The 20,471-nt window shown below is 70.5% G+C and carries 19 protein-coding genes and 2 pseudogenes; 11 read left to right on the top strand and 10 right to left on the bottom strand.

Going from position 1 to position 20,471, the window contains the following annotated elements; translation table 11 throughout:
- Positions 1–50: 50 nt before the first annotated feature.
- The 3 genes from ACH34Q_RS19025 to ACH34Q_RS19035 all read left to right on the top strand — a co-directional run bounded on the left by ACH34Q_RS19025 (position 51) and on the right by ACH34Q_RS19035 (position 4,288).
- A complete protein-coding gene (locus ACH34Q_RS19025) occupies positions 51–2,870 on the top strand; it encodes an AAA family ATPase (protein WP_395984301.1) in 2,820 nt (939 codons plus the stop codon).
- On the top strand, positions 2,867–3,835 hold the full coding sequence (locus ACH34Q_RS19030) for an alpha/beta hydrolase fold domain-containing protein (protein ID WP_395984302.1): 969 nt from the start codon (positions 2,867–2,869) through the stop codon (positions 3,833–3,835). Before ACH34Q_RS19025 ends, ACH34Q_RS19030 begins: the two co-directional genes overlap by 4 nt.
- 348 nt (positions 3,836–4,183) lie before the next feature.
- Positions 4,184–4,288 carry a hypothetical protein gene (locus tag ACH34Q_RS19035; protein WP_395984303.1) on the top strand — a complete coding sequence of 35 codons (105 nt, stop codon included), beginning with the start codon at positions 4,184–4,186 and terminating at the stop codon, positions 4,286–4,288.
- 287 nt (positions 4,289–4,575) lie between these two features.
- Here the strand turns inward: ACH34Q_RS19035 and ACH34Q_RS19040 are convergent, their stop codons facing one another.
- The 4 genes from ACH34Q_RS19040 to ACH34Q_RS19055 form a co-directional block, all read right to left on the bottom strand.
- Positions 4,576–5,061 carry a hypothetical protein gene (locus ACH34Q_RS19040; protein WP_395984304.1) on the bottom strand — a complete coding sequence of 162 codons (486 nt, stop codon included), beginning with the start codon at positions 5,059–5,061 and terminating at the stop codon, positions 4,576–4,578.
- Positions 5,062–5,155: 94 nt separating this feature from the next.
- A complete protein-coding gene (locus ACH34Q_RS19045) occupies positions 5,156–5,848 on the bottom strand; it encodes an SGNH/GDSL hydrolase family protein (RefSeq protein ID WP_395984305.1) in 693 nt (230 codons plus the stop codon).
- A complete protein-coding gene (locus tag ACH34Q_RS19050; protein WP_395984306.1) occupies positions 5,845–6,420 on the bottom strand; it encodes a TetR/AcrR family transcriptional regulator in 576 nt (191 codons plus the stop codon). The genes ACH34Q_RS19045 and ACH34Q_RS19050 overlap by 4 nt, the downstream gene beginning before the upstream one ends.
- Positions 6,421–6,803: 383 nt before the next feature.
- Positions 6,804–7,109, bottom strand: a complete 306-nt coding sequence (locus tag ACH34Q_RS19055) for a DUF1330 domain-containing protein (protein WP_395984307.1) — start codon at positions 7,107–7,109, stop codon at positions 6,804–6,806.
- 203 nt (positions 7,110–7,312) lie between these two features.
- Between ACH34Q_RS19055 and ACH34Q_RS19060 the strand changes: the two genes are divergently transcribed.
- The 4 genes and pseudogenes from ACH34Q_RS19060 to ACH34Q_RS19075 all read left to right on the top strand — a co-directional run bounded on the left by ACH34Q_RS19060 (position 7,313) and on the right by ACH34Q_RS19075 (position 10,113).
- Complete coding sequence (locus ACH34Q_RS19060; RefSeq protein ID WP_395984527.1) at positions 7,313–8,200, top strand: LysR family transcriptional regulator; 888 nt, start codon at positions 7,313–7,315, stop codon at positions 8,198–8,200.
- A gap of 206 nt (positions 8,201–8,406) precedes the next feature.
- Positions 8,407–8,496: pseudogene (locus ACH34Q_RS19065) on the top strand (IS5/IS1182 family transposase); the annotation flags it as partial.
- A 76-nt stretch (positions 8,497–8,572) separates the two neighbouring features.
- Positions 8,573–9,694 carry a DUF6461 domain-containing protein gene (locus tag ACH34Q_RS19070; protein ID WP_395984308.1) on the top strand — a complete coding sequence of 374 codons (1,122 nt, stop codon included), beginning with the start codon at positions 8,573–8,575 and terminating at the stop codon, positions 9,692–9,694.
- Positions 9,691–10,113 carry a hypothetical protein gene (locus tag ACH34Q_RS19075; protein WP_395984309.1) on the top strand — a complete coding sequence of 141 codons (423 nt, stop codon included), beginning with the start codon at positions 9,691–9,693 and terminating at the stop codon, positions 10,111–10,113. The genes ACH34Q_RS19070 and ACH34Q_RS19075 overlap by 4 nt, the downstream gene beginning before the upstream one ends.
- Positions 10,114–10,240: 127 nt before the next feature.
- On the opposite strand, the gene ACH34Q_RS19080 is transcribed toward ACH34Q_RS19075, so the two are convergent.
- The 4 genes from ACH34Q_RS19080 to ACH34Q_RS19095 all read right to left on the bottom strand — a co-directional run bounded on the left by ACH34Q_RS19080 (position 10,241) and on the right by ACH34Q_RS19095 (position 15,197).
- A complete protein-coding gene (locus ACH34Q_RS19080; RefSeq protein WP_395984310.1) occupies positions 10,241–11,548 on the bottom strand; it encodes an MFS transporter in 1,308 nt (435 codons plus the stop codon).
- Positions 11,545–12,084, bottom strand: coding sequence for an ArsR/SmtB family transcription factor (locus ACH34Q_RS19085; RefSeq protein ID WP_395984311.1), 540 nt, complete (start codon positions 12,082–12,084; stop codon positions 11,545–11,547). The genes ACH34Q_RS19080 and ACH34Q_RS19085 overlap by 4 nt, the downstream gene beginning before the upstream one ends.
- Positions 12,085–12,613: 529 nt before the next feature.
- Positions 12,614–12,862, bottom strand: coding sequence for a VOC family protein (locus tag ACH34Q_RS19090; protein WP_395984312.1), 249 nt, complete (start codon positions 12,860–12,862; stop codon positions 12,614–12,616).
- Positions 12,863–13,106: 244 nt separating this feature from the next.
- Positions 13,107–15,197 (bottom strand): hypothetical protein, encoded by a 2,091-nt coding sequence (locus ACH34Q_RS19095; protein WP_395984313.1) that lies wholly within the window; start codon positions 15,195–15,197, stop codon positions 13,107–13,109.
- A 198-nt stretch (positions 15,198–15,395) separates the two neighbouring features.
- Here ACH34Q_RS19095 and ACH34Q_RS19100 point away from each other — a divergent pair, with 198 nt between their 5' ends.
- Positions 15,396–15,836 (top strand): MarR family winged helix-turn-helix transcriptional regulator, encoded by a 441-nt coding sequence (locus tag ACH34Q_RS19100; RefSeq protein WP_395984314.1) that lies wholly within the window; start codon positions 15,396–15,398, stop codon positions 15,834–15,836.
- Positions 15,837–16,513: 677 nt separating this feature from the next.
- Positions 16,514–16,950 (top strand): annotated as a pseudogene (locus tag ACH34Q_RS19105) (ISAzo13 family transposase); the annotation flags it as partial.
- A gap of 17 nt (positions 16,951–16,967) precedes the next feature.
- Here ACH34Q_RS19105 and ACH34Q_RS19110 read toward each other — a convergent pair.
- Positions 16,968–17,405, bottom strand: a complete 438-nt coding sequence (locus ACH34Q_RS19110) for a hypothetical protein (protein ID WP_395984533.1) — start codon at positions 17,403–17,405, stop codon at positions 16,968–16,970.
- A gap of 277 nt (positions 17,406–17,682) precedes the next feature.
- Complete coding sequence (locus ACH34Q_RS19115) at positions 17,683–18,279, bottom strand: hypothetical protein (RefSeq protein ID WP_395984315.1); 597 nt, start codon at positions 18,277–18,279, stop codon at positions 17,683–17,685.
- A gap of 349 nt (positions 18,280–18,628) precedes the next feature.
- Here ACH34Q_RS19115 and ACH34Q_RS19120 point away from each other — a divergent pair, with 349 nt between their 5' ends.
- On the top strand, positions 18,629–19,438 hold the full coding sequence (locus ACH34Q_RS19120) for an alpha/beta fold hydrolase (protein ID WP_395984316.1): 810 nt from the start codon (positions 18,629–18,631) through the stop codon (positions 19,436–19,438).
- Positions 19,439–19,476: 38 nt separating this feature from the next.
- Positions 19,477–20,361 carry a helix-turn-helix domain-containing protein gene (locus ACH34Q_RS19125; protein ID WP_395984317.1) on the top strand — a complete coding sequence of 295 codons (885 nt, stop codon included), beginning with the start codon at positions 19,477–19,479 and terminating at the stop codon, positions 20,359–20,361.
- Positions 20,362–20,471 lie beyond the last annotated feature (110 nt).

Below are 20,471 nucleotides of genomic sequence, written 5' to 3' on the forward strand. Positions count from 1 at the left end.
CCGGCTGGCGCTCGTAGGTTCCCTTTCAGGTGAGAGGGGGCGTTTCCGCCGTGATCGAGACATCGGCCTTTCCTGCGGTCCCCGCCGGACGGCCCGGCCCGGAGTTGCTGGGCAGGCGGGCCGAGCGCGAGGCGCTCGGCCGGTCGCTCGCGGCGGTCCGCACCGGCGAGAGCAGGTCGCTGGTGCTCTGGGGCGAGGCCGGGGTGGGCAAGTCGGCGCTGCTGGAGCATCTGATCGACGCGGCCACCGGCTGCCGGGTGGTGCGGGCGGCGGGCGTGCCGTCGGAGGCGAAGTTTCCGTTCGCGGCGCTGCACCAGCTCTGCGTGCCGATGCTGGATCTGCTGGACCGCCTGCCGGAACCGAAGCGCAACGCCCTCGGCGCGGTCTTCGGGCGCGGCGGCGGGACGGCGCCGGACCCGTTCCTCCTGGGTCTGGGCGTGCTCGGCCTGCTGGCGGAGGCGGCGCGCGATCGTCCGCTGGTGTGCGTGATCGACGATGCCCAGTGGCTGGACCGCGCCTCGAAGCAGACCCTCGCCTTCGCCGCGCGCCGACTGTCCGCGGAGCCGGTCATGTGCGTCTTCGCCGTACGCGGCGACGCCGAGCCGCACGACCTGGCGGCTCTGCCGATGCTGCGGATCGCGGGGTTGCCCGACGATGACGCTCGGGCGCTGCTGGACGCCGCCCTCGCCGGCCCGTTGGACGAACAGGTACGTGACCAGATCGTCGCGGAGGCCCGCGGCAACCCGCCGGCGCTGCTGGCACTGCCACGCGAACTGCCCTACGCCGAGCTGGCGGGCGGGTTCGGGGCGGCGACCGCGCGCACGCTGACCGGTCGCATCGACGACGGCTTGCGGCGGCGGCTGGAGCGCCTGCCCTCCGGCACGCGGCAGTTGCTGCTGCTGGCGTCTGCCGAGCCGCTCGGTGACCCGGCGCTGCTATGGCGCGCGGCGTCGCTGCTGGGGGACGGCATCGGCGCCGGGGCGGTCACCGCCGCCGACGACGACCTGATCGAGGTCGGCGACCGGGTGCGTTTCCGGCATCCGCTCCTCCGCCCGGCGGTGTACCGGGCCGCTTCCCCAGGCGAGCGCCGCAGGGCGCATCGGGCGCTCGCGGAGGCCACCGACGCCGACACCGATCCGGACCGGCGCGCCTGGCACCGCGCGCACGGGACCATGCAGCCCGACGAGGAGGTGGCCGCGGAGCTCGAGCGTTCCGCCGGGCGCGCGCAGGCGCGCGGCGGCCTGGCCGCTGCCGCCGCCTTCCTGCAGCGGGCGACTGCGCTCACCCCCGATTCCCGGCACCGGGCGGAACGCGCGCTGGCCGCCGCGCAGGCCGAGCACCTCGCCGGAGCGTCGAAGTCCGCCCTGGACTTGCTGGCCTCGGCCCGGGGCGGGCCCCCGGACGAGCTGCGGCTCGCCAAGGTGGAAATCCTGCGCGCGCAGATCGCAGCGGCCTCCGACCGGGGCTCCTCCGCCCCATCCGTCCTGCTCGACACCGCCCGGCGACTGGAACCGCTGGACACACGGCTGGCACGCGACACCTATCTGCAGGCGCTGGCCATGGCGATCAGCTCGGCTCCGGGCGGCGGCGGCTGCGTCGAAGAGGTCGCCGCGGCCACCCGTGCGGCACCGCCCGCGCCCGGCGCCCCCCGCCCCACGGATCTCCTCCTCGACGCGCTGGCGCTGTTCTGCACCGAGGACGCACGGACCGCGGCACCGGCAATGCGACGGGCGTTGACCGCCTTCATCGAGGGGGACATCCCCACCGCGGAGCAGCTCCGCTGGCTCCCCACCGCCCATATCGTCGCCGTGGCCCTGTGGGACGACGGCGCGTCCCGTGAACTGGCGGATCGCCACCTGCGTCTCGCCCGCGAGAACGGCGCGGTCGCCCTGCTCCCGCTCGCGCTGAGCATCCGCGCCACCGGTCTGTTCTTCGAGGGCAGGCTGGAGGAGGCGGCGGCGCTGAACGAGGAGCTCCAGGCGATCGCCGACCCGAGCGATGCCCGCACCGACCACGGCGTCATCGTGCGGGCGAGCGGCTCCCTCGCCCTCGCCGCGTGGCGGGGACAACGCGACGAGTTCGAGCGTGTGGGGGACACATCGGCCATCAGCCACCGGCTGAAAGCACTGATGTACAACGGCCTCGGCCAGTACGCCGAAGCCGCCGCCGCGGCGAAGCGCGCCGGCGTCTCCCGCCACTCCGCCGGCTTCCCGGCGCATTGGGCATCGGCCGAGCTCGTCGAGGCGGCCGTCCGCGGCGGCGACCCCGGGCTCGCCGCCGAAGCGCTCGAACGTGTCGTCCAGACCACGCGGGCGAGCGGCACCTGCTGGGCGCTGGGTATCGAGGCCAGGTCGCGGGCGCTGCTGTGCGAAGGCGAGGAGGCCGATCGACTCCACCGCGAGGCGATCGAACGGCTCGCGCGTACCCGCATGCGCGTCGATCTCGCACGCGCCCACCTGGTCTACGGCGAATGGCTGCGTCGCGAGCGGCGCCGGACGGAGGCGCGCGAGCAGCTGAGCACCGCCGCCGAGATGTTCACCGCGATGGGCATGAAGGGGTTCACCGACCGCGCCGCACGCGAGCTGCCGGCCACCGAGGCGACCGCCCGCAAGCGCACCGCGGACACCATCGAAAAGCTCACTCCCCAGGAAGAGCAGATCGCGAGGCTGGCCCGCGGCGGACTGACGAACAAGGCGATCGCCGGACGCCTGTACGTCAGCCACCGCACGGTCGAGTACCACCTCCACAAGGTCTTCACCAAACTCAACATCACCTCCCGCCACCAGCTCGAACACATCTCCTGGCCTTCCGACGCCCTGGCGCCCGTCGCCCCAGGCCAGGCGCCACAAACCCTAAGGAGATCCGCATGAGCGTCCCGCCGTCCAGGAGCGTCGTCCTGGAACCGCAGGCCCGCGAGCTCGCCGAGGCCGCCTCCGCGCCGCCGTTCCTGTACGAGCTGGGGGCCGACGACGCCCGCAAGGTGCTCGACGGCCTGCAATCCGGGCCGGTCGAGCTGCCGCCGGTGGACGAGGAGTGGGTGAGGGTTCCCGCCCGCGTCGGCGACGTCAGGGTCCGCATCGTGCGCCCGGCGGGGATCGACGGCCCCCTTCCTCCCGTCCTGTACATGCACGGCGGCGGCTGGGTCCTCGGCAACGCCGGCACCCACGACCGGCTCATCCGGGAACTGGTGGTCGGCGCGCGGGCCGCGGTCGTGTTCGTCGAGTACACGCGATCCCCCGAGGCCCGCTATCCCGTCGCCATCGAGCAGGGATACGCGACCGCCCAGTGGATCGGCCGCGAAGGAGCCTCGCACCGCCTGAACCCCGAGCGGATCGCGGTCGCCGGCGACTCGGTGGGCGGCAACATGTCCGCCGCGCTGACGCTGCTGGCCAAGGAGCGCGGCGACGTCCGCTTCGTCCACCAGTCCCTGTACTACCCCGTCACCGACGCGGCCATGGACACCGGTTCCTACGGCGACTTCGCCACCGGGTACTTCCTGACCGCCAGGGCGATGGAGTGGTTCTGGAACGCCTACCTGCCCGGCCCCGAGCGCCGGGACGAGATCACCGTCTCCCCGCTGCGGGCGACCTTGAGGCAGCTGGCCGATCTGCCGCCCGCGTTCGTGATCCTGGGCGAGGCGGACGTGCTCCGCGACGAGGGCGCGGCCTACGCCGCCAAGCTGCGCGCCGCGGGCGTCCCCGTGACCACCGTCCGCTACGACGGGATCACGCACGACTTCATGATGCTGAACGCGCTGCGCGACACCAACGCCACGCGCGCGGCGATCCGCCAGGCCGCCGGCTTCCTCCGCCGGGTCCTCCACGAGCATCCCTGACAGGACGGGTCGTCCGGTGGGCCGCAGGACCACGATGATCGCATGCGCTCCCGCCGGGATGAATGGCGGCTCGGTGAGGGCCGTCTGCCACGCGGTCCACCTGGACTCCGGCTCGGTGTCGGCGGGGCCAGTTCTGGACATGGCGTTAACCCTTGGCTCTTGGGGCTTGTCCGCTGGACATCGCCTGGAGGCTGATCGCCCCGGACGGCCAGATCGCCGGGACCGTGGCCCGCGACAATCACGGCGGTCGCCGCTCCTACCAGCCGTACCGCGTCACACCGACCCCGACCGGCCCTCCGCTCCCCCACCTGCAAAGCCATCGAGGAACCCGGCAAAGCGGTCAAGAGCGTGTTCGTCGCCGAGTACATCGCCTCCGAGGCACTACGCCGGGGGATCCACCAGGGCCTGCAGGTCGTGGAGAACTGGAACTCCGCCAACACCGACCTGTTCTAAGGCAGCGTCGGCACCATCCCCGGCAGGACAAGGAGCACCAGGAGGGGTCCATGCTCTGCCTGCACCTGCTCCAGTCCGCGCTGGTGTTCATCAACACCCTGCTCGTCCAGTCCGTCCTTAAGGACCCCGCCTGGCAGCAGAAGAAGGCGGCGCAGGGTGGCCAACTCGGCGGGGCCGACGGAGCGGGCCGGCCGATGTGCTTCTTACGGGGCAGCATCGTGCCGTCGGCCTGGCGGCGTTGGGCTGCGGCGATGCCGTCGGCCTGCCGCTCGGCGCGAAGTTCCAGCTCACGGGGCCGAGCGCTCGCGGTGGAAGTACGCGCGTCCGTCCGGTCCCAGGAGGACGACCGTCACATACGCTCCCATGAGCGCCGTTCCCGCCAGCAGGAGCACCGGCACGAAAATCACTCCGATCCCCGTTCCCGCACCCGCGAGGATCACCAGGAGGCAGGCACTGCCCAGCACGACCTCGAAGAGGACGATCCCGCCGCGGACGACCCCGCGTCCTCGCGAGAACCGGGCGGCGAGCGCGATCCCGGGCACCGCCAACAGCAGCAGTGGCGCCGAGTAGATCACCGGGACCAGCAGCCAGCCCGCGCCCTCATCGTCCGGGACGCCCTCCGCCAGCACGATGAGAGCGACGAAGCCGTTCGGGATGAGCCACGCAGCGGAGAACAAGGTGGCCTGCACCCACAGCAGTACGTGCGCCACAGTCAGGGCAGCCGGCCGCTGCCCGTCGGGACGCGGCCGAACTCGCTGATCGATCAGGTTCATGCTGATCAGCCTGTTACGCCCCGTGCACCGCGCGCATGAGTGCAGATACTCAACGCTCGTGCCACAGCTGCTCATAACGCGAGTCCGGGCCGGCTCAGAGCGCGAGTCGGTCCGCGACGGAGCGGCCCCACAGGCGGTAACCGGACGCCGAGGGGTGGAAGCGGTCCCGGGCGAAGAAATCCGGGCCGATGGGCATGATGTCGGCGGAGCCGATCCAGCTCACCCGTGGCCGTCCGGCACACACCTGCCGGGAGACCTCGTCGAGGACGCCGGCGCGCTGGGCCAGGAAACGGCCCAGTGCACCCGGAAGGGACGGGAACGCCTCGAACGGCGGGATCCCGGCCACCACGACCTGCTCGGCCCGATCGGCGAGGCCGTCGACGATGGCGGCGAGGTCGTCGCCCCACTGGCCCGGAGCCCGCCGGGCGAGGACGTCGTTGACACCTGCGAGGAGCACGGCGACGTCCAGGTCCCGGCCGACCATGGGCAGGAGCCGCTGGTGGATCTGGCGGGCGGTCACGGAGTTCTGCCCGGCCACCTCCCACTCGACGGACCGGCGGGTCCGGGTGGCGAGCTCGCGTGCCAGACACCCGGAGAAACCGTGGTCGTGGCTGTCGACGCCGCAACCGGCCGCGGTGGATTCGCCCAGAACGGCGATGCGCACGGGCGGGCCCGACGCGTCTCCGGTGGTCCCCTTGGTCGGGCCGCCGGCCGGGGGAAGCCGCTCGGTCGACGAGCGCACCCACAGCCCTTGCACGGCGATGATCGGCAGCAGGAGCGGATTCATGAAACGGTCCCCTCGACACGCGACGAATCGACGGCGACGGCGGCGTGCAGCGAAGCGACGGCCGCGCGGCTCCCGCCGCTCAGGTCCACGCGCAGTGCTTGCAACAGCATCACCAGAGCGCCATCGGCCAGGAACTGCGCCAGGTCGTTCGGCGCCGCCCCGGTCAACCGCTCGGATTCCTCAAGGACGCCTGAGACGAGGGAGCGGCAGCGTTCCGCCACCTGCTCGTCGGCGCGCGCGGTGGCGCACGCCTGCAGCCACAGGCCGCTGATCACCCCGTCGGCGACCAGGTGCCGGAAACCCTCGCCCATCGCCGGCAGCGGTTCGTCCGGGGAGGACGCCGCGGCCTGCCGGAACACCTCGCGTACGCGGCCCTCCAACTCGTCCAGGCAGGCGAGAAAGAACTCCTGCTTGCTCCCGAACAGCCGGAAGACGTAGGGCTGCGACACGCCGATCTCGTCCGCGACCCGCTGCATCGCCGTCATCGTCAGGCCGTGGTCGGCGAACATCCGCATGCCGGCCGCGACCGCCTCCGCGCGCCGCAGCACGGCCGTACTGCGCTTGGCGTCCATGATCGAAGCATAAGGTAGTAACCAGTTACTAACAAGCCTGGATGCCTACTTGGGCGATCTCGATATGGATCGAGATGAGCGCGGTGACCGAGCGGTCGTGCAGGTTTGGTTGGCGGCCGGGTCTCGTATCCGTGGACCTCGGCCGCCGTCCACGGTCAAGGGGTCTGCACGGTTCCCTAGACAGTCCCAAGAGGTCAGCGAGACCGTCCAGCTGCCCCGGACGTCGCGTCGCTTCTTCGATCCGCCCGGCAGGAATCAGTCCGTCGAGGTCGTCGACGACGAACTGGGACGCGGGGCATGGCTTCGAACTCGTCTCGTGAGTCGTCGTTCAGCACCGTGTGCATATCAGGTGACGGATGCTCAGCAATGGCTGGGCCCGCCGGTCAGTCGATGCCTTCGATGATGCGGAAGTCGCGCTCGACGCCGTCGGGGAGGGCCACCAGCGCCTTCTGGTATGCCTCGCTCTCGTATGCCGCGACGGCCTGTTCAAAGCTGTCGAACTCGATCAGGACGACGCGTTGCGTGATTCCGGCCTCGTGGGCGACGACTCGACCGCCACGGGACGGGAGGAGGGCCAGGTTGCGCCCGCCCCCAGTCTGGACGGCCGGACCGGCCTGCTCGTCGTAGGCGGTCAGCCTCTCAGGGTCGGAAATGGCGGGGTAGACACTGACCCAGTAGCCCTTAGCCATGGAAACCTCCTGTGTTCGGCCGGACACGTCCGACTTCGAATTGGCACTCGGATCGATCGATCCCGGCGACGGGTACTGCGGCCGGTCGAATCGTCATATGCGCAGGTTAGGGCTTGATATGCGGTCGAGGGAAAGACCGATACTGGATAGACTCAGAACGGATCGTTATCAATCGGCGGGGAGGGCACGTGGCGCCGGATACGGTGAGCCTGCGGTACTTCCTGGTGCTGGCGCAGGAGTTGAACTTCACCCGCGCGGCCGCACGGATCGGTATCGCACAGCCCGCACTCAGCGCCCGGATGCGCCGATTGGAGGCGGAACTCGGTACGGCCCTGCTGGTCCGCAACACGCGTAGCGTCGTATTGACCACGGCCGGTGCGGCTTTGGCGGAGTCCGCGCCGCCCGCGCTGGCGGCGCTGGACCGGGCATGGGACACCGCCCGGAGCGCGGCGGCCGGTGAACTGGGCACGCTGCGCATCGGATACAGCCTCAGCGCCGGGGCCGAGACGGCACCGGCCCTGGTCGACAGGCTGATTCGCGGCAACAGCGGACTCGATGTCGGCGCGGTCCCGATGGCGACACCGGAGATCTCCCCCGCGGTCGCCGACGGCCGCATCGATGCCGGGATCACCCGCGGTGAACAGCCGGGCCGTGGCGTGCGCCGGTTCCTGCTGCGGCGTGCGCGCGTCGGAGTCCAGCTGGCGCAGCATCATCCGCTGGCCGAACACCCGGAGATCGAGATCGCCGACGCGGCCGCGTATCCGCTGCGACTCCCGGACCGTGCGGCCAACCCGGTGATCCACGATCAGCTGTCCGCACTGTTCCGAGACACCCGACCACACCCCCGATTCCACACGCCCGCAGTCTCTTTCGACATGTCTCAGCGCGACCTGCGCGACGGGGCCACCCTCGCCCCGGCCGGAGAAGCCGCGGTCAGGGCGCAACCGGCTGGTCTCACCTGGCGACCGCTGCGGGGCGCGCCTAGCTTGACGTTCCACCTGGTCCTCCCACGCGAGCAGTCGCCGCTGCACCGCCGCATCCGTGCCGTCGCCACAACCCTGGCGCACGAACTGCACTGGCTGCCGGACTGACGCGCAAGAGGTCAAGTGAGACGGACGCCTGCGGCGGCGAGGCCGAAGACCTTGCGCGCGGCGGACTTCGCGGTGACGACGACGGCGGTCTTGCTGAATGTCCGACACGACCTCGCTACGCCGGCGGATCAGCATCCGATGATGGCCCAGGGTCCGGTCCGAGTCGTACACCGCGGCGACGTCCTCGCCCAGCCCGAGATTCTCGGCGGATCCCGCGCAAGCTACGCTGCTGCCCCTTCCGCGCCGGCCGCATCGCCAAAGCCATCCACACCCTCCAGCTACGCGAGTCCACCACGTCTGAAAGGGCTCAGTCTTTGTCAGTGGCCGCTGTCATTCTCGTCGGGCTATGCCACCGACCTTTCGGAGGGGGTCATGCTCGAGGTGACGCACGACGACGTCGCATGGGTGGAAACGCTCGGTGAGATCTTCTGTCTCACCTTCATCAAGGGGGTCGGCGAGATCGAGGCGCTCTCGCGCCTGGGCGCCCTCCCGGACACGCTGCACCCCCGCACCCTGCAGGAGGCTTGGGATGCGCACCACTCCTACGAGGCCGGCTACCCGGACTTCGCGTTCGCGCTGAACCTCGGCGTTTGGACGGTGTTACTGGAGCCCAACGGCTTTCAAGGCTCGCTCGTCGAGCCGCTGACGGCGCTGTCGCGGGGCACCGAGGCCGTCTCGGTGCAACGCCACGATTACGCCAGCCACGGCTTTGGTCACGCCGTCGACGGCACGCTGGTCACCGGCTTCGAGCCCACCTGGCCCCATCAACGCTGGGGCGCCGAGCCCGACCGCCTGCTGGGCAAGATGCGCCCGGCGGGCCTGGACCCCGACGCAGAAGACGACGACTACGTCTCCGGCGCCTACGTTGCGGCCTTCCTTTTGGCGGGCCTGATCACCGGCGCCGTCCCGCACCCCAACGCCCTGGCCGGAAAAATCCTGTCCGCCCAGATCGAACCCTGGTTCTGCGCTGCCGCGCCCTCGCCGGCCTATGGCCCCACCGATCCGGCCATGGTCGCGGCCCTCAAGGCCGCCCCGCCGCACCTGCTCCGCGCGGTCGCTGCGCGCGAGACGATGCGCCTGGCCACCCTCCTGGATCTGGCCGGCACCCCGGGCCTGGCCGAGGCGGTCGCCGCGGCCGAGCGCGGCGAGCCCGTCACCGTCTCCCCCGACTCCGAACTCGGCACACACGTCCGCTCCTGGCTGGATCGTGCACGTCAGGCAGGGGGAGCACTCAACGACCCGCGGGCGCGGTCCAAGCTGAGCAACGACGAGCGGAACGCCGCCGCCATGCGCGGCTGGTTCGCCGCCGCGTTGAAGGCCGCGCTGTGGCCCGAGCCGCACGCCGCGGCCCGCGCCGTACTGCACCCGCTCACAGAGGGCCCGCCCCTCTTCCGCGACACCACTCAGGAGACCGCCATCCTCCACACGCTTCGCGGTACCCCCGGCTTGGCGCGATCAAGGCAGGCTTTCCGGACCGAGGGGAATGGGGCATGACCGAAGGCGGGGCGAACTGGTCGGGCATCATCCACGGCGACTTCACCCACCCAGAAAGGTTCCGCCGCCGCCTGGACGCCGGCGCCGATCCCCTCGGCGAACTGTGGCAGTTCGATACCCCGCTGCACGTGGCCGCGAAGGAAGGCTCGCCGCAGGTGGTATACGAGCTGGCCAGCCGCGCGGGTGACCTCGATGCTCTCTGTGATGGCCGCAGCGCACTGTGGAACGCCGTCTATTGGGGCCTGCACCCCGGCTACGACCCTGACTCCGACTCCACCGCCCGCGAGGTGCTGGCGAGCTTCGCCTCCGGCAACGCCCTCGTGCACTGCCTGATCTACGCGGGCCTGCGCCCCGGCTCCACAGACTGCCTCGAAGCCCCGGATGCATGGGTACGGCTCGGCTCCAACCGTCACCAGTGAGCACAGCGGTGAGCCGAGAACCCTGTGGCTGGGAGCCCTGTCAGCGGCAAGCGGGATGGGCGTCCAGGCGTCGGCAGATCCGATGAGCACGGTGACGAGCATTCGGTGCAGTTCGACCGTGGAAGCGTCACAACAATTCGGGTTCACGCTCCCGGACAGGGTCCTTGGATCCGGAGGGAACCGGCTCGCCGGCCGAAGCCGCGCTGCGCAGCGCCGTCTCGATGCGGCGGTTACTCGTCATGGTCGCGGTGACGGCGGTCATGGTGAGCAGGACACCGGCTGCGGCGTAGAGCGGTGTGCGTACGTCGTAGGTGGTGGCCAGCCAGCCGCCGAGCAAGGCGCCGAAGGGGGCGGCGCACATGGCGAGCATGCGGGAGGTGGAGGCGACCCGGCCCATCAGGTGAGCCGGGACGATCGCCTGCCGCACAGAGGGGGCGAGCACCATCGTCGCGCCCATACCCGCGCCGCAGACCGCGAGCGCGAGCCCGGCCACGTAGGGGTTCGGGGCGGCGGCGAGCCCCAGGACGGCAAGGCCCTCGACCGCGGCCGTGCAGGTCAACGCGGTTCCGGTGCCGAGTCGCCGGCCCAGGAAGGACGCGATGCCCGCGCCCAGCAGGCCGCCGGTGGCCTCCGCGGTGAGGAGCAGGCCGAAGCCGAAGGCGCCGATGCCGAGGCGTTCGTGCGCGAAGAGGGCCAAGACGGTCTCCACGGCCAGGAAGGCGATGTTCCCGACGGCCGGGCGGAGCGCGAGGCCGAGCAGCAGCCGGTCCCGGAAGACGTAGGAGGCCCCGGCCCGCGCTTGGCGGAGCAGCGATTCGCGGGCTTGTGCGGCCGGACGCGGCACGGCGGGCAGTGATCGTACGAGCAGTGCGGAGAGCGCGAACGACACCGCGTCGACCAGGAGCGGGGCCACCCGTCCGAGCGCGAGCAGCGCACTGCCCGCAGGGGGCCCGGCGAAGCCGGACGCGGCGGTCTGGGTGCCGCGCAGGCGGGAGTTGGCGCGCTGCAGGAGGGCGGGGTCGCGGCCGAGCAAATCCGGCAGATAGGCCGTGGCGGCCGTGTCGAAGAAGAGTCCGCCGAGAGCGAGCAGGAAGGCGACGGTCGCAAGCAGCCCGACGCTCAGCATGTCGAGCACGGCCGCGGCTGCCGCCATCGCGAGCAGCACCGTACGCGCCGCGTCCGCGACCCACATCGTGCGCCGGCGGTCCCAGCGGTCCACCAGCGCACCACCGAGCACTCCGAACAGCAGCCACGGCAGCGTCCCGGCGGCCGTGACGGCGGCCAGCGCCATCGGGTCCCGCGTCAACGTCAACGCCAGCAGCGGCAGCGCCGCATGGGTCACCCCGTCACCGAGTGAGGACACCGTCTGCGCGGTCCAGAGTCGTCCGAACCCGGTCGGCAGCTTCGCGGCGGCGTTGGTCGGATTCAGGGTCACTCAGCATCTTCCTGGAGTTGCTGACGCGGAGCCGGCCGGAACAGCGCGAACGTCAGCGACGCGTCCGGAAGCAAAGGATCGGACAGCTCCCGGTACTCGTCCGCCAGCGCCTCCAGCCGCGCCCCCAGCTCCGTGAACTGTTCCTCGGTGAGCCGCAGATGCGCCATCCGGACGTACCGCTCACCGTCGGCCGGCGCCGCCTCCAGGTCCGCCACCGCATTGCGCAGCAGCACGTCCGGCTGCCCGGGCCCTGGATCCGGCAGCACGATCGAGCGCGCGGCCATCGCGTAGTACCGCTCGGTGACCCCTCGCACCTTCCGCGTCCGTACCACCTTCACCAGCCCGGCGCGCTCCAGCAGCCGCACGTGATAGCTGGAGCTTCCCTTCGCCAGGCCCACCCGCTTGGCGATCTGCGTGATCGTCGCCGGCTCGAAGCGGAGCACGGCCATGATCCGGTGACGCGTGAGGTTGGAGACGGCGCGGAGCTGCTCGTCCGTGGTCACATGAAAGGTCTCGGGAAGATCATCGGTAGCCACGCGCCCAATGGTCAACGACTCTTGACCATTGCGCAAGCGGTTTCCGCGCGCGATCTTCGGCTTCGGCCGCGAGCGCGGCAGCCTGCCACAACGGCGTCACCCATGTACGTCCCTCAGACCCGCGGTGGGTGTGCTGCGCACCCAGCGACTGCTCGACTGTCTCGACACCTTCCGCATCGCCCAACCGCCCCAGCGCTCGGCGGCTTGTTCACCGCCGCAGTACGCTCACACAGAGCCCGTTGCCCTCCAGCGGGAGGGGCTGATGGACATCACCTACGCGCTGACCGGCCAGGCGGTGGCGGACCTGGCCCCGAGACGGCTCGGTTCATTCGGGCGTTTCGGTCTGGCGGCCGTAGCCGGGACGGGCCGAGTGGTCGATACCGTGCCTGGCCCAGGTGTAGAGGTGGATCTCCAGCCCGTCCGGGTCGTTGAAGACCAGCAGCCAGCCCAGGGTCGCTTCGATGAGCGGCGAGTGCTCGATGCCGAGTGCGTCGAGGTGGGCCGCCCAGGCGGCGAGCGCGTCGTGGTCCTAGACGCCGAAGCCGACGGGGTCGAAGCCCCTGCAGCCTTCGGCGGCACGGCCGTTCTCCCGGAGGGCGAGCAGGATGTCGCCCAAGCCCGGGATCTGCCCCGCGACGCCGCGGACCGTGCCGTCCTCGTCGGGGAACTCCCAGGTCACACGGAAGCCGAAGACCCGCTCGTACCAGGGCAGCGCACGGCCGAGCGCGGTGACGGGGATCTTCACGTGGTGGACTCCGGAGAGTTCGGGACGGGACATCGGACTTCCTTCCATTCAGGTGCCTTCCACATCATGAAACGTGCTGTTCCGGTGGATCAGGGTGCAGACACCCAGGCAGTCGGGGGAACGATCCCCACCGCCCGACTGGAAACCACCTCGGCAGCCGACCGACGGCGCCGAGGCGCAGTTCGGGGTCAGGAGTCCGGGAGCCCTCCGCGCCGATCGACCGCCAGCGTGGGTGGCAGAGCGAGTCGGAGGGGCGTTTCCGAACCGGGTCCATGGGCTAGTGGTTGGCGGTAAGGGTGACTGTGGCGTGGCTCGTGCCTCCGGTGACCGGCATGTCCAAGGCGTTGGCGGCGCGGAGGGTACGGCCACTGACTTTGTAGTTCGCCAATTGGGGAATCATGGCGCCTACCGGGTAGCCGGAGAGCCTGAGACCGGCGTCCTTTCTGATGAAGGTGATCGTGGGCGAGAGTGCAGGACGGCAGCCCCGGCCTTCGACTCGGCCGCCGCGCAATTCGAAGTCGTACCCTCCGTTGGACGCCCTCACCTGCGCCTGGCTTTCCCACGTTCCGGACACGGTGCCGTCGGAGGCGATGGTGAAGCGGATCGGGCCACTTCCGGTATGGCGAACGGTGCCCGTGAGAACGCCGCCCCCACCGTCGGTGTGTGTATTGCCAGTGTCCGTTGTGCTCCATGTGAGGGTTCCGGTGTAGATGCCGGTTCCGAGTTGGCTGCACAGGTCGCCTGCGGGCGGCGGCCTGGTTCCGTCGTCGGTACCGCCTCTGGGGACTGGCGGGGTGGATTGCTTGGGGACGTGGTAGCTGATGCCGACCACGCCATAGCCCTTGACGTCGAGGTGTTTGGCCAGGTTGTCAGTGGCGGCGTCGACGGCGGGACGGGCGAGGGTGTCGCGGATGAAGTTCCTGACCGCCTCGGGCATGGAGAGGGCGTCCAAGATTTTAAGGAGTTTGTCCACGATGAATTGACGGAACCGCTCGACCTGCTCCCGGCGGATCATGGCGCGGACCTCCAGCAGGCCGCTTTGCTCGGTTCCCTTGGCGTCAGCAGCCGTCTCGGTCCCGGTGTTGTAGGACAGGTAGGCGGTCCGGTCCTTGCTGATGGTCTCGTCCGCCTGGGTTTTGGTGGCCAGGTCGGGACGTCCGCCGTTGGCGGTGGTCCAGGTGACCTTGCTGCCGGGTGCTCCGGCACCGACCAGGTCCAGGCCCGCGCTCTGGGCGCAGCTTTCCAGGTCGGCGGGCATCTCGAAGCGGTCGTTGCTGACCGTGAGCTTGAATCGGCCGGTGCTGGGCGCGCCGATGCCGAAGGCGTTGCGGGACGGGACCGGTTCGATGCGGACGTTCCATTCCTTGACCAGCGTGGACAGCTGGTAGGCGAACCCGATGGCCGTCAGGACTCCGCCGATCGCGTTGACGACCGGCGCGATCACCGTTCTGATCAGCGCCTTCACGGCGGCCGCCGCCAGGTCGACGACGGCGTTCCAGATCGAGGCGAGGAACCGGACGAACCCGCCGCTGCCGCTCGCGTCGACCTTCATGAACTTGGCGAGGCTGTCGAGCCCGCCGGACACGAAGTTGGCGAGGCCCGTACAGAGATTCGCGCGCTCCCGCCGCCAGGCCACCGTCCGCACCTTCCGGTCGTCCAGCCGGATCCTCGCGGCGGCCGGCGGCTGGGTCGGCTCGGCGGTCTCCCCGGGCAGGGGCGGCGTCGGCGACACCACCGGGTTCGTCGGCGGTACGGGCCGTGGTGTGGGCGTGCCCGGCACCGGAAGCGTCGCCGACGGGGAGGGCATCGGCTGCGTCGGACCGTTGGCCGGCGGGGGCTGTTCTGGAGCGGTGGCCGCGGGCTGGGCGGCGCCCTTGGTCGCCTGAGCAAGGAACAGGGTGACGACCAGCCGCGGATACGCGATCGTCTCCGGGTGCCGCCAGTCACGCTCGCCGAGCAGCGCCCGCGCGAAGCGCGCGGCCTCGCTGCGATGCGTGATCAGCCAGGCGTTGACCACGAACCCGATCGGCGGCATCCCCGCCGGGGTGGGGAACTCGGCGTTGAGATCTGCGCCGGTCCGTCCACCGCCTGCGGCGGCCTCGGCCGCCAGATTCCGCACCTGCCATCTGGTCAGCCGGATGGGCGGTCCCCCGGTGGGGCCGAAGTCGTCGTACACCCCGGCGCCCGCGCGGCGCAGCACCCCGATGACCACATTCACCTGCTCGGTACCGAACGTGCCGGACCGCAGCCGCCGCACCAGCTCCGCAGGATCATCGCCGGCGTGATCACGCGCACCGACGATCCCGCATCCGGAGATGACCAGCATGCACGCGGCCAGCACCGCCAGCACACCCCTGCGCGAACTCACCAGGAACACCGTGCAGCCCCCTTTTCGCAGAGCGATGACAGGCATGAAAGGAGCCTTTGAGGCGCTCGTCGTCGAGGACCTGCCACATCGCCGTCTCGTCCATGCCGCCCCCCAGGATGGGTCAGTACGATGGGATCGATTCAGTCAGCCTCTCTGTCCAAAATAGACAGAGGCTCTGACTAACGTCAAGGGAGTCGCGTGGCCGAGAACCTCAATGTCGGGCTCCTGCTGTTCATCCCGTACCGGGCCGTGGAGCAGCGGGTGTTCGCCGCGCTGGCCGCGGCGGGGCACGACGACATCACCCTGGCCCAGGGCAGGCTTCTGCAGCGGATCGACGACGGCGGCTCCCGGGTCAGCGAGCTCGCCGAGGCCGCCCAGGTGACCAAGCAGACCGCCGGCTATCTCGTCGACCAGCTCGAACGCGCCGGATACGTCGAGCGCACCCCCGACCCCAGCGACGCCAGGGCCCGGCTGGTGCGGCTGACCGAACGCGCCCGTGCCCTGAAACCCATCGGCGACGCGGCGGTGGCCGAGGTCGAAGCCGAATGGGCAGCCCACCTCGGCCGCCGCCGCATGGAGCAGCTCCACGACACCCTCACCCGGCTCCGCGAGATCACCGACCCGTACCTGAAGCCCTGACCCCCACCCACCTGCGCAACCGATGGCCGCAGCCAAGGCATCCGGCGAATGCACTCCCATGGCCCCCTCTGCGTCGAAAGCCGTGCCGAGGTGGCCACAGGCGTGCGGTGGCGGGCCGGGAAGTGCCTCGCCGGTGGCAGGCTGAGTGATGAGCCTCAGGTTGTGGAAACAGCGAGCCGCCGACGGTCTCACGCTCAGTGGGGCGACAGGCGTGATTGCCGGGTGGACGACGACGAGCCCGGCGAAAGCGTGGCCCAGCTGCGCAGAAAGGCCCACAGCAGTGGCGGGTGGTGGCGACACGGCCTTCGAAGGTGATGTCGAAGGCATTGAGGGCGGCCTTCCAGCAGGTGACACAGCGGTGCGGCCGGTGCCTTTGGGGTCCAGGCTCATCACCGCGAGGTAGACACATTCGGGTGCGGTCTCCCACGACCGCACGATCGCCAGATACTTGCCTCCCCAGGTCTCGGCGAACTCCAGCCACCGCTGTGGCGGCAGACTCGCTCGGGACGGTGTTGACCGGTTTGAGGTCCTTGGCGATGGCGGCCCAGTCGGCGCGGAGGTGTAGCGGAAGCTGCTGCGCAGCAGACGGAGTTGTAAGGAAGCAACACGGTGCTTCTCGGTTTCCGGTTCGATCGCGTGGTGTGGCCATCCAGGGCGAGGCACGCGAGCGGTTCGCGGTGTTGTTGCCACATCTGAACGAGCGGCAGCGGCGGTTCGCGTGGCGACCGAAGGCCGGTTGCTGGGGCACGGGAGTGTTCGGCTGGTCGCGCGGCTGGCCGGTGTCAGCGAGAGCACCATCCGCAAGGGCGTGACCGAACTCGAATCCGGGGTCCACTGCCTGAGGGACGGGTGCGACGAGCGGGTGGCGGCCGGTTGCGGGCCGAGGCTGTCGATCCCGCTGCTGCTGCCAGCGTTGCCGGCGCTGGACGAGCCGGACGAGCGCGGCGATCCGGAGCCGCCGCTGCGACGGACGGCGAAGTCGCTGCGGCACCTGGCCGCGGAGTTATCCCGGCAGGGACACCGGGTGACCGCACCGACGGTGGTCCGGCTGCTGCAGGAGAATGGGTACAGCCTGCAGGGCACCGGCAAGACCTTGGAAGGCGATCAGCATCCTGTCAGCCGGGTTCGAGCTCAGGTGCGCTCGAAGGTGAGGTCAAAGTCCTTCCGCCAGGTTCTGCCCTCATCCTCGGAGGCCTCCCAGCGTCCGAGGATGCGGTCCTTCTCGACATCGGCGATGAAGCGCTGGTGGAAGTCCGGATCCTTGCGGGTCAGGGTCCAGTGCACGCCGTCGAAAGTCATGGCGTACTGGCGGCAGACACCACGTTCGTCTTGGTAGAGGGCTACGTAGGCGTCGTTGGGGTCACTGCGTCCTACGACGAGGCTCATCTCGGAGTGGTGCGCACCCTCGCCGAGCTGCGTGCGCACGAACAGGAGCGACTCCCCCAGCCACTCGACGGTGGTCGTACCCGGCACTTCCGCGCCCGGCGGTTCGAGGAACCATGCTTGCGACATTGTCGTCGTCCACCGGCCGATGAGCCCGTCGAGCTTGGCCAGTTCGGTGTTGCGCATCGTCTTCTCCGATCAGTCCGACCCGCCCGACGCCACCCGGGCCACCATCGTCTACAAGGCTAAGCGGCGTTCCAGAAGCCCGGTCGCGCTCCAGGGAAAGCCGATCCAGCGCATCCAACCCGGCAGGCTGTTACGCAGGTGCTCGGGGACCTGGTCGAGTACGCGGGGCAGCGGCCGCGCCGATCTCGCTACGGTGGCGCGATCGCTCCGGTCCTTCCTGACCTGCACCGATCTTCCTACCATCGGGCTGCGGACAGCTGCGGGAGTTGGCCACCGTCTATGCGCGGTTGTAGACCCAAATGACACCGACGTTGTCGTTCAGGAGCGACCCGAGGTAGGGCACCGACAGGTCGAAAGACTCCGAGTGGGTGCTCGCCCGGTTGGTGACCCGCGCCTTGTTGCAGGCCCCGGCGCGTTTGATCGAACTGAGGATGTACATCCAGGGCGAGAGCTGCCACTGCGCGAGGCCGATTCGGTAGCCAGCGCGGTCGCAGGTGCCCGCGCTGCCGAGCACCTGATGGGAGGTGCCGCGGTAGTTGGTGTCGCTGTACAGGGTCATCAGCACGGTCGCCAAGCGTGGTGTCGTGTTCGCGTTGCGGCCAGCCTTGGCGGCCGCTTGGAGCGTCCTGGCTCGTGCCGTTGCGGCCGAGGTGTCGTCGCAGGCCTGCGCCAGGACCGGGGAGGGCCTGCCGTCGTTCGAGGGGCCGACCAGGACCGCACAGTGCCGGGCCGCCGCCGAAGCGGTTGACGAGCCGGCCGACGAATCGGTGGCCTGGGCCAAGCCGGGTGAGACCGCTACCGCTGTCGCTGCGGCGGCCGCGGTCAGGGTCGCGCCCAGCCGGGCCGGGAGGTTACGTGTCTTGAAACCTGCCATTGTCGTGCTCCTCTTCTTCGCGTGTCGCTGCTGGCCGCTGGCATCAGATGGCCTTCCAAGAGCCCTGTATCTGATCAGTGGTGCGGGCCGCCTTCACAGCCGCTCATCACCGGCTGGTGAACCACCTGAATGGCCGTCCTTGCGCCAGGGTGCGCGGCAGCGACCCGATCTGTCTTTCGGGAGAGTGCACGGTTGTTCGGCGTGCGTGCACGACCCTGTTCTGCTCGAACTCGGCGACGCGAACCTGGCCGAAAACTGGAGATCATCCTCGGGTGAGCGCTACCGTCCTCCGCTCGGCGGGAACATTCGTCCAAGACCGGTGGGCGGGCGTCGGTGCATCGTTCCCTGCATGAGCAGATCTGAGGTTGAGCGCTCGTATCGAATGCACGTCGTCCATGACGGCTCGCGCCAGGCGGCGCCGTTGTTGCTCGTCCACGGGTCGGGGGCATCGGGTGGCTCCTGGAGCCCGCTGGTCCCGGCTCTCGCCGGGCGGCATCATCTCATCCGGGTCGACCTGCCGGGCTGCGGCCAGTCCCCGCCTGCGGCGTCGCACGATGTGCCGGACCATGCGGGACGGGTGGCGGCGATGCTGGACGATCTCGGCTTGGACCGCGTCACCGTGGTCGGGCACTCCAGCGGCGGTTATGTCGCCACCGCGCTCGCCGAACAGCGGCCCGACCTGGTGGGGTCGATCGCGTTGGTCAGCACTGGGCCGCGGCCCGATGCGCTCCTTCCGCAGCCGCTCATCTTGCGGGTGCTGCTGGGGCCGCCCTTCGGCCCGCTGCTGTGGTCGAGACGTTCGGACGCGATGATCCGTAAGGCGGTCGAAGCGACGGCCGTCCAGCCGGTGGACGTCCCGGACGCCATGGTCGCCGACCTCAGGGGCACCACGTACCGCACGTTCAGGGAGGTGCTGCGGAAGAACGGCGCCTACCTCGCCGAACGGAGCGTGCCCGATCGCCTGGCCGCCCTCGGCGTCCCGGTCCTGGTGATCTTCGGCGCCGCCGATCCCCGCTGGGAGCCGTCGTCGGCGCACCAGTACGACGCGGTGCCGGGCGCGCGGGTCGAGATGCTGCCCGGCGTCGGGCATATGCCCATGCTCGAAGCGCCCGAGGCCACCAGCGAACTGCTACTGGAATTCGCGGCTGCGGAACACTGACGCCCGGCCTCCTGGCGCGGCGGGCATAGGCTGGACACGTGCTGTCGGCCGAAACACCATTCGACTGGGCGGGCGTGGAAGTCGCCGTCCCGCGCTCGATGGGTGGGCCGCCGGGGATCAGCATGGCCGGGTTCCGCCATCGGGATTCCGGACGCGTCGACATCACGATGGTCGCCCACCCGTCCGTCACCCTGCTCATCGATCTGACCGATGGAGAAGGCATCACCCACGACGGGCCTGGCCGGCGGGAGCGCGGCAGTGTCGTCGTCGGCCTGCTCCCCGGCGATCTCCGGACGACCGGCCAAGGGACCGGCGAGTGCCTGCAGATCCGTCTGGAGCCGGACGCGGCGGCCGCGCTGCTCGGCGCATCCGCCGAACTCACCGGGACGCTGGCGGCTCTCGCCGACATCTGGGGCCGCGACGCCGGGCGAGCCGAAGACAGGCTGCGCGCCGCCACGTCGTGGGACGAGCGGTTCGCGATCGCCGCGGACATCCTCGGTCGGCGGCTCGGCGACCACCGGCCGGTCGATCCGGAGGTCGCCCACACCTGGCGGCGGACGCTCACCAGCCGGGGACGGGTGCGGGTCGACCGCCTGGCCGACGAGGTCGGCTGGAGCCGCAAGCGCCTGTGGTCCCGCTTCCGGTCCCAGCTCGGCATCACGCCCAAACACGCTGCCCGGCTGGTGCGCTTCGACCACGCCGCCCACCTTCTCGCAGCCGGTCACGCCACCGCGGGCGTCGCCGCCCACAGCGGCTACGCCGACCAGTCCCACCTCCACCGCGAGGTCAAGACGTTCACCGGGCTCACGCCCACGGCCGTGGCCTCCGCGCCATGGCTCGCGATCGACGACGTCGCGTGGCCGGCTTCATCACCGACCAGGAAGCGCTCCAAGGACGGCGAACACATCGCCGCCCCTCGCTGAACCTTCTACGGTTGCCGTCGGCGGGAGCGGTACACCACCACGGCGACCTGATCAGCAGCAGCGCGACCCGCCCGGCCAAGTGCCCAGGGACCAGGCCTCAAGGCCTGTGC

The organism is Actinomadura sp. 9N407 (genome assembly GCF_044326315.1).
In the GTDB taxonomy this organism is placed as follows: Bacteria; Actinomycetota; Actinomycetes; order Streptosporangiales; family Streptosporangiaceae; genus Spirillospora.

Coding starts and splice junctions, on each gene's coding strand:
- ACH34Q_RS19110 (WP_395984533.1), bottom strand. CDS start 17,405: ATGCGCAACACCGAACTGGCCAAGCTCGACGGGCTCATCGGCCGGTGG.
- ACH34Q_RS19070 (WP_395984308.1), top strand. CDS start 8,573: ATGCTCGAGGTGACGCACGACGACGTCGCATGGGTGGAAACGCTCGGT.
- ACH34Q_RS19050 (WP_395984306.1), bottom strand. CDS start 6,420: ATGGACGCCAAGCGCAGTACGGCCGTGCTGCGGCGCGCGGAGGCGGTC.
- ACH34Q_RS19090 (WP_395984312.1), bottom strand. CDS start 12,862: ATGTCCCGTCCCGAACTCTCCGGAGTCCACCACGTGAAGATCCCCGTC.
- ACH34Q_RS19030 (WP_395984302.1), top strand. CDS start 2,867: ATGAGCGTCCCGCCGTCCAGGAGCGTCGTCCTGGAACCGCAGGCCCGC.
- ACH34Q_RS19040 (WP_395984304.1), bottom strand. CDS start 5,061: ATGAACCTGATCGATCAGCGAGTTCGGCCGCGTCCCGACGGGCAGCGG.
- ACH34Q_RS19120 (WP_395984316.1), top strand. CDS start 18,629: ATGAGCAGATCTGAGGTTGAGCGCTCGTATCGAATGCACGTCGTCCAT.
- ACH34Q_RS19055 (WP_395984307.1), bottom strand. CDS start 7,109: ATGGCTAAGGGCTACTGGGTCAGTGTCTACCCCGCCATTTCCGACCCT.
- ACH34Q_RS19045 (WP_395984305.1), bottom strand. CDS start 5,848: ATGAATCCGCTCCTGCTGCCGATCATCGCCGTGCAAGGGCTGTGGGTG.
- ACH34Q_RS19075 (WP_395984309.1), top strand. CDS start 9,691: ATGACCGAAGGCGGGGCGAACTGGTCGGGCATCATCCACGGCGACTTC.
- ACH34Q_RS19115 (WP_395984315.1), bottom strand. CDS start 18,279: ATGGCAGGTTTCAAGACACGTAACCTCCCGGCCCGGCTGGGCGCGACC.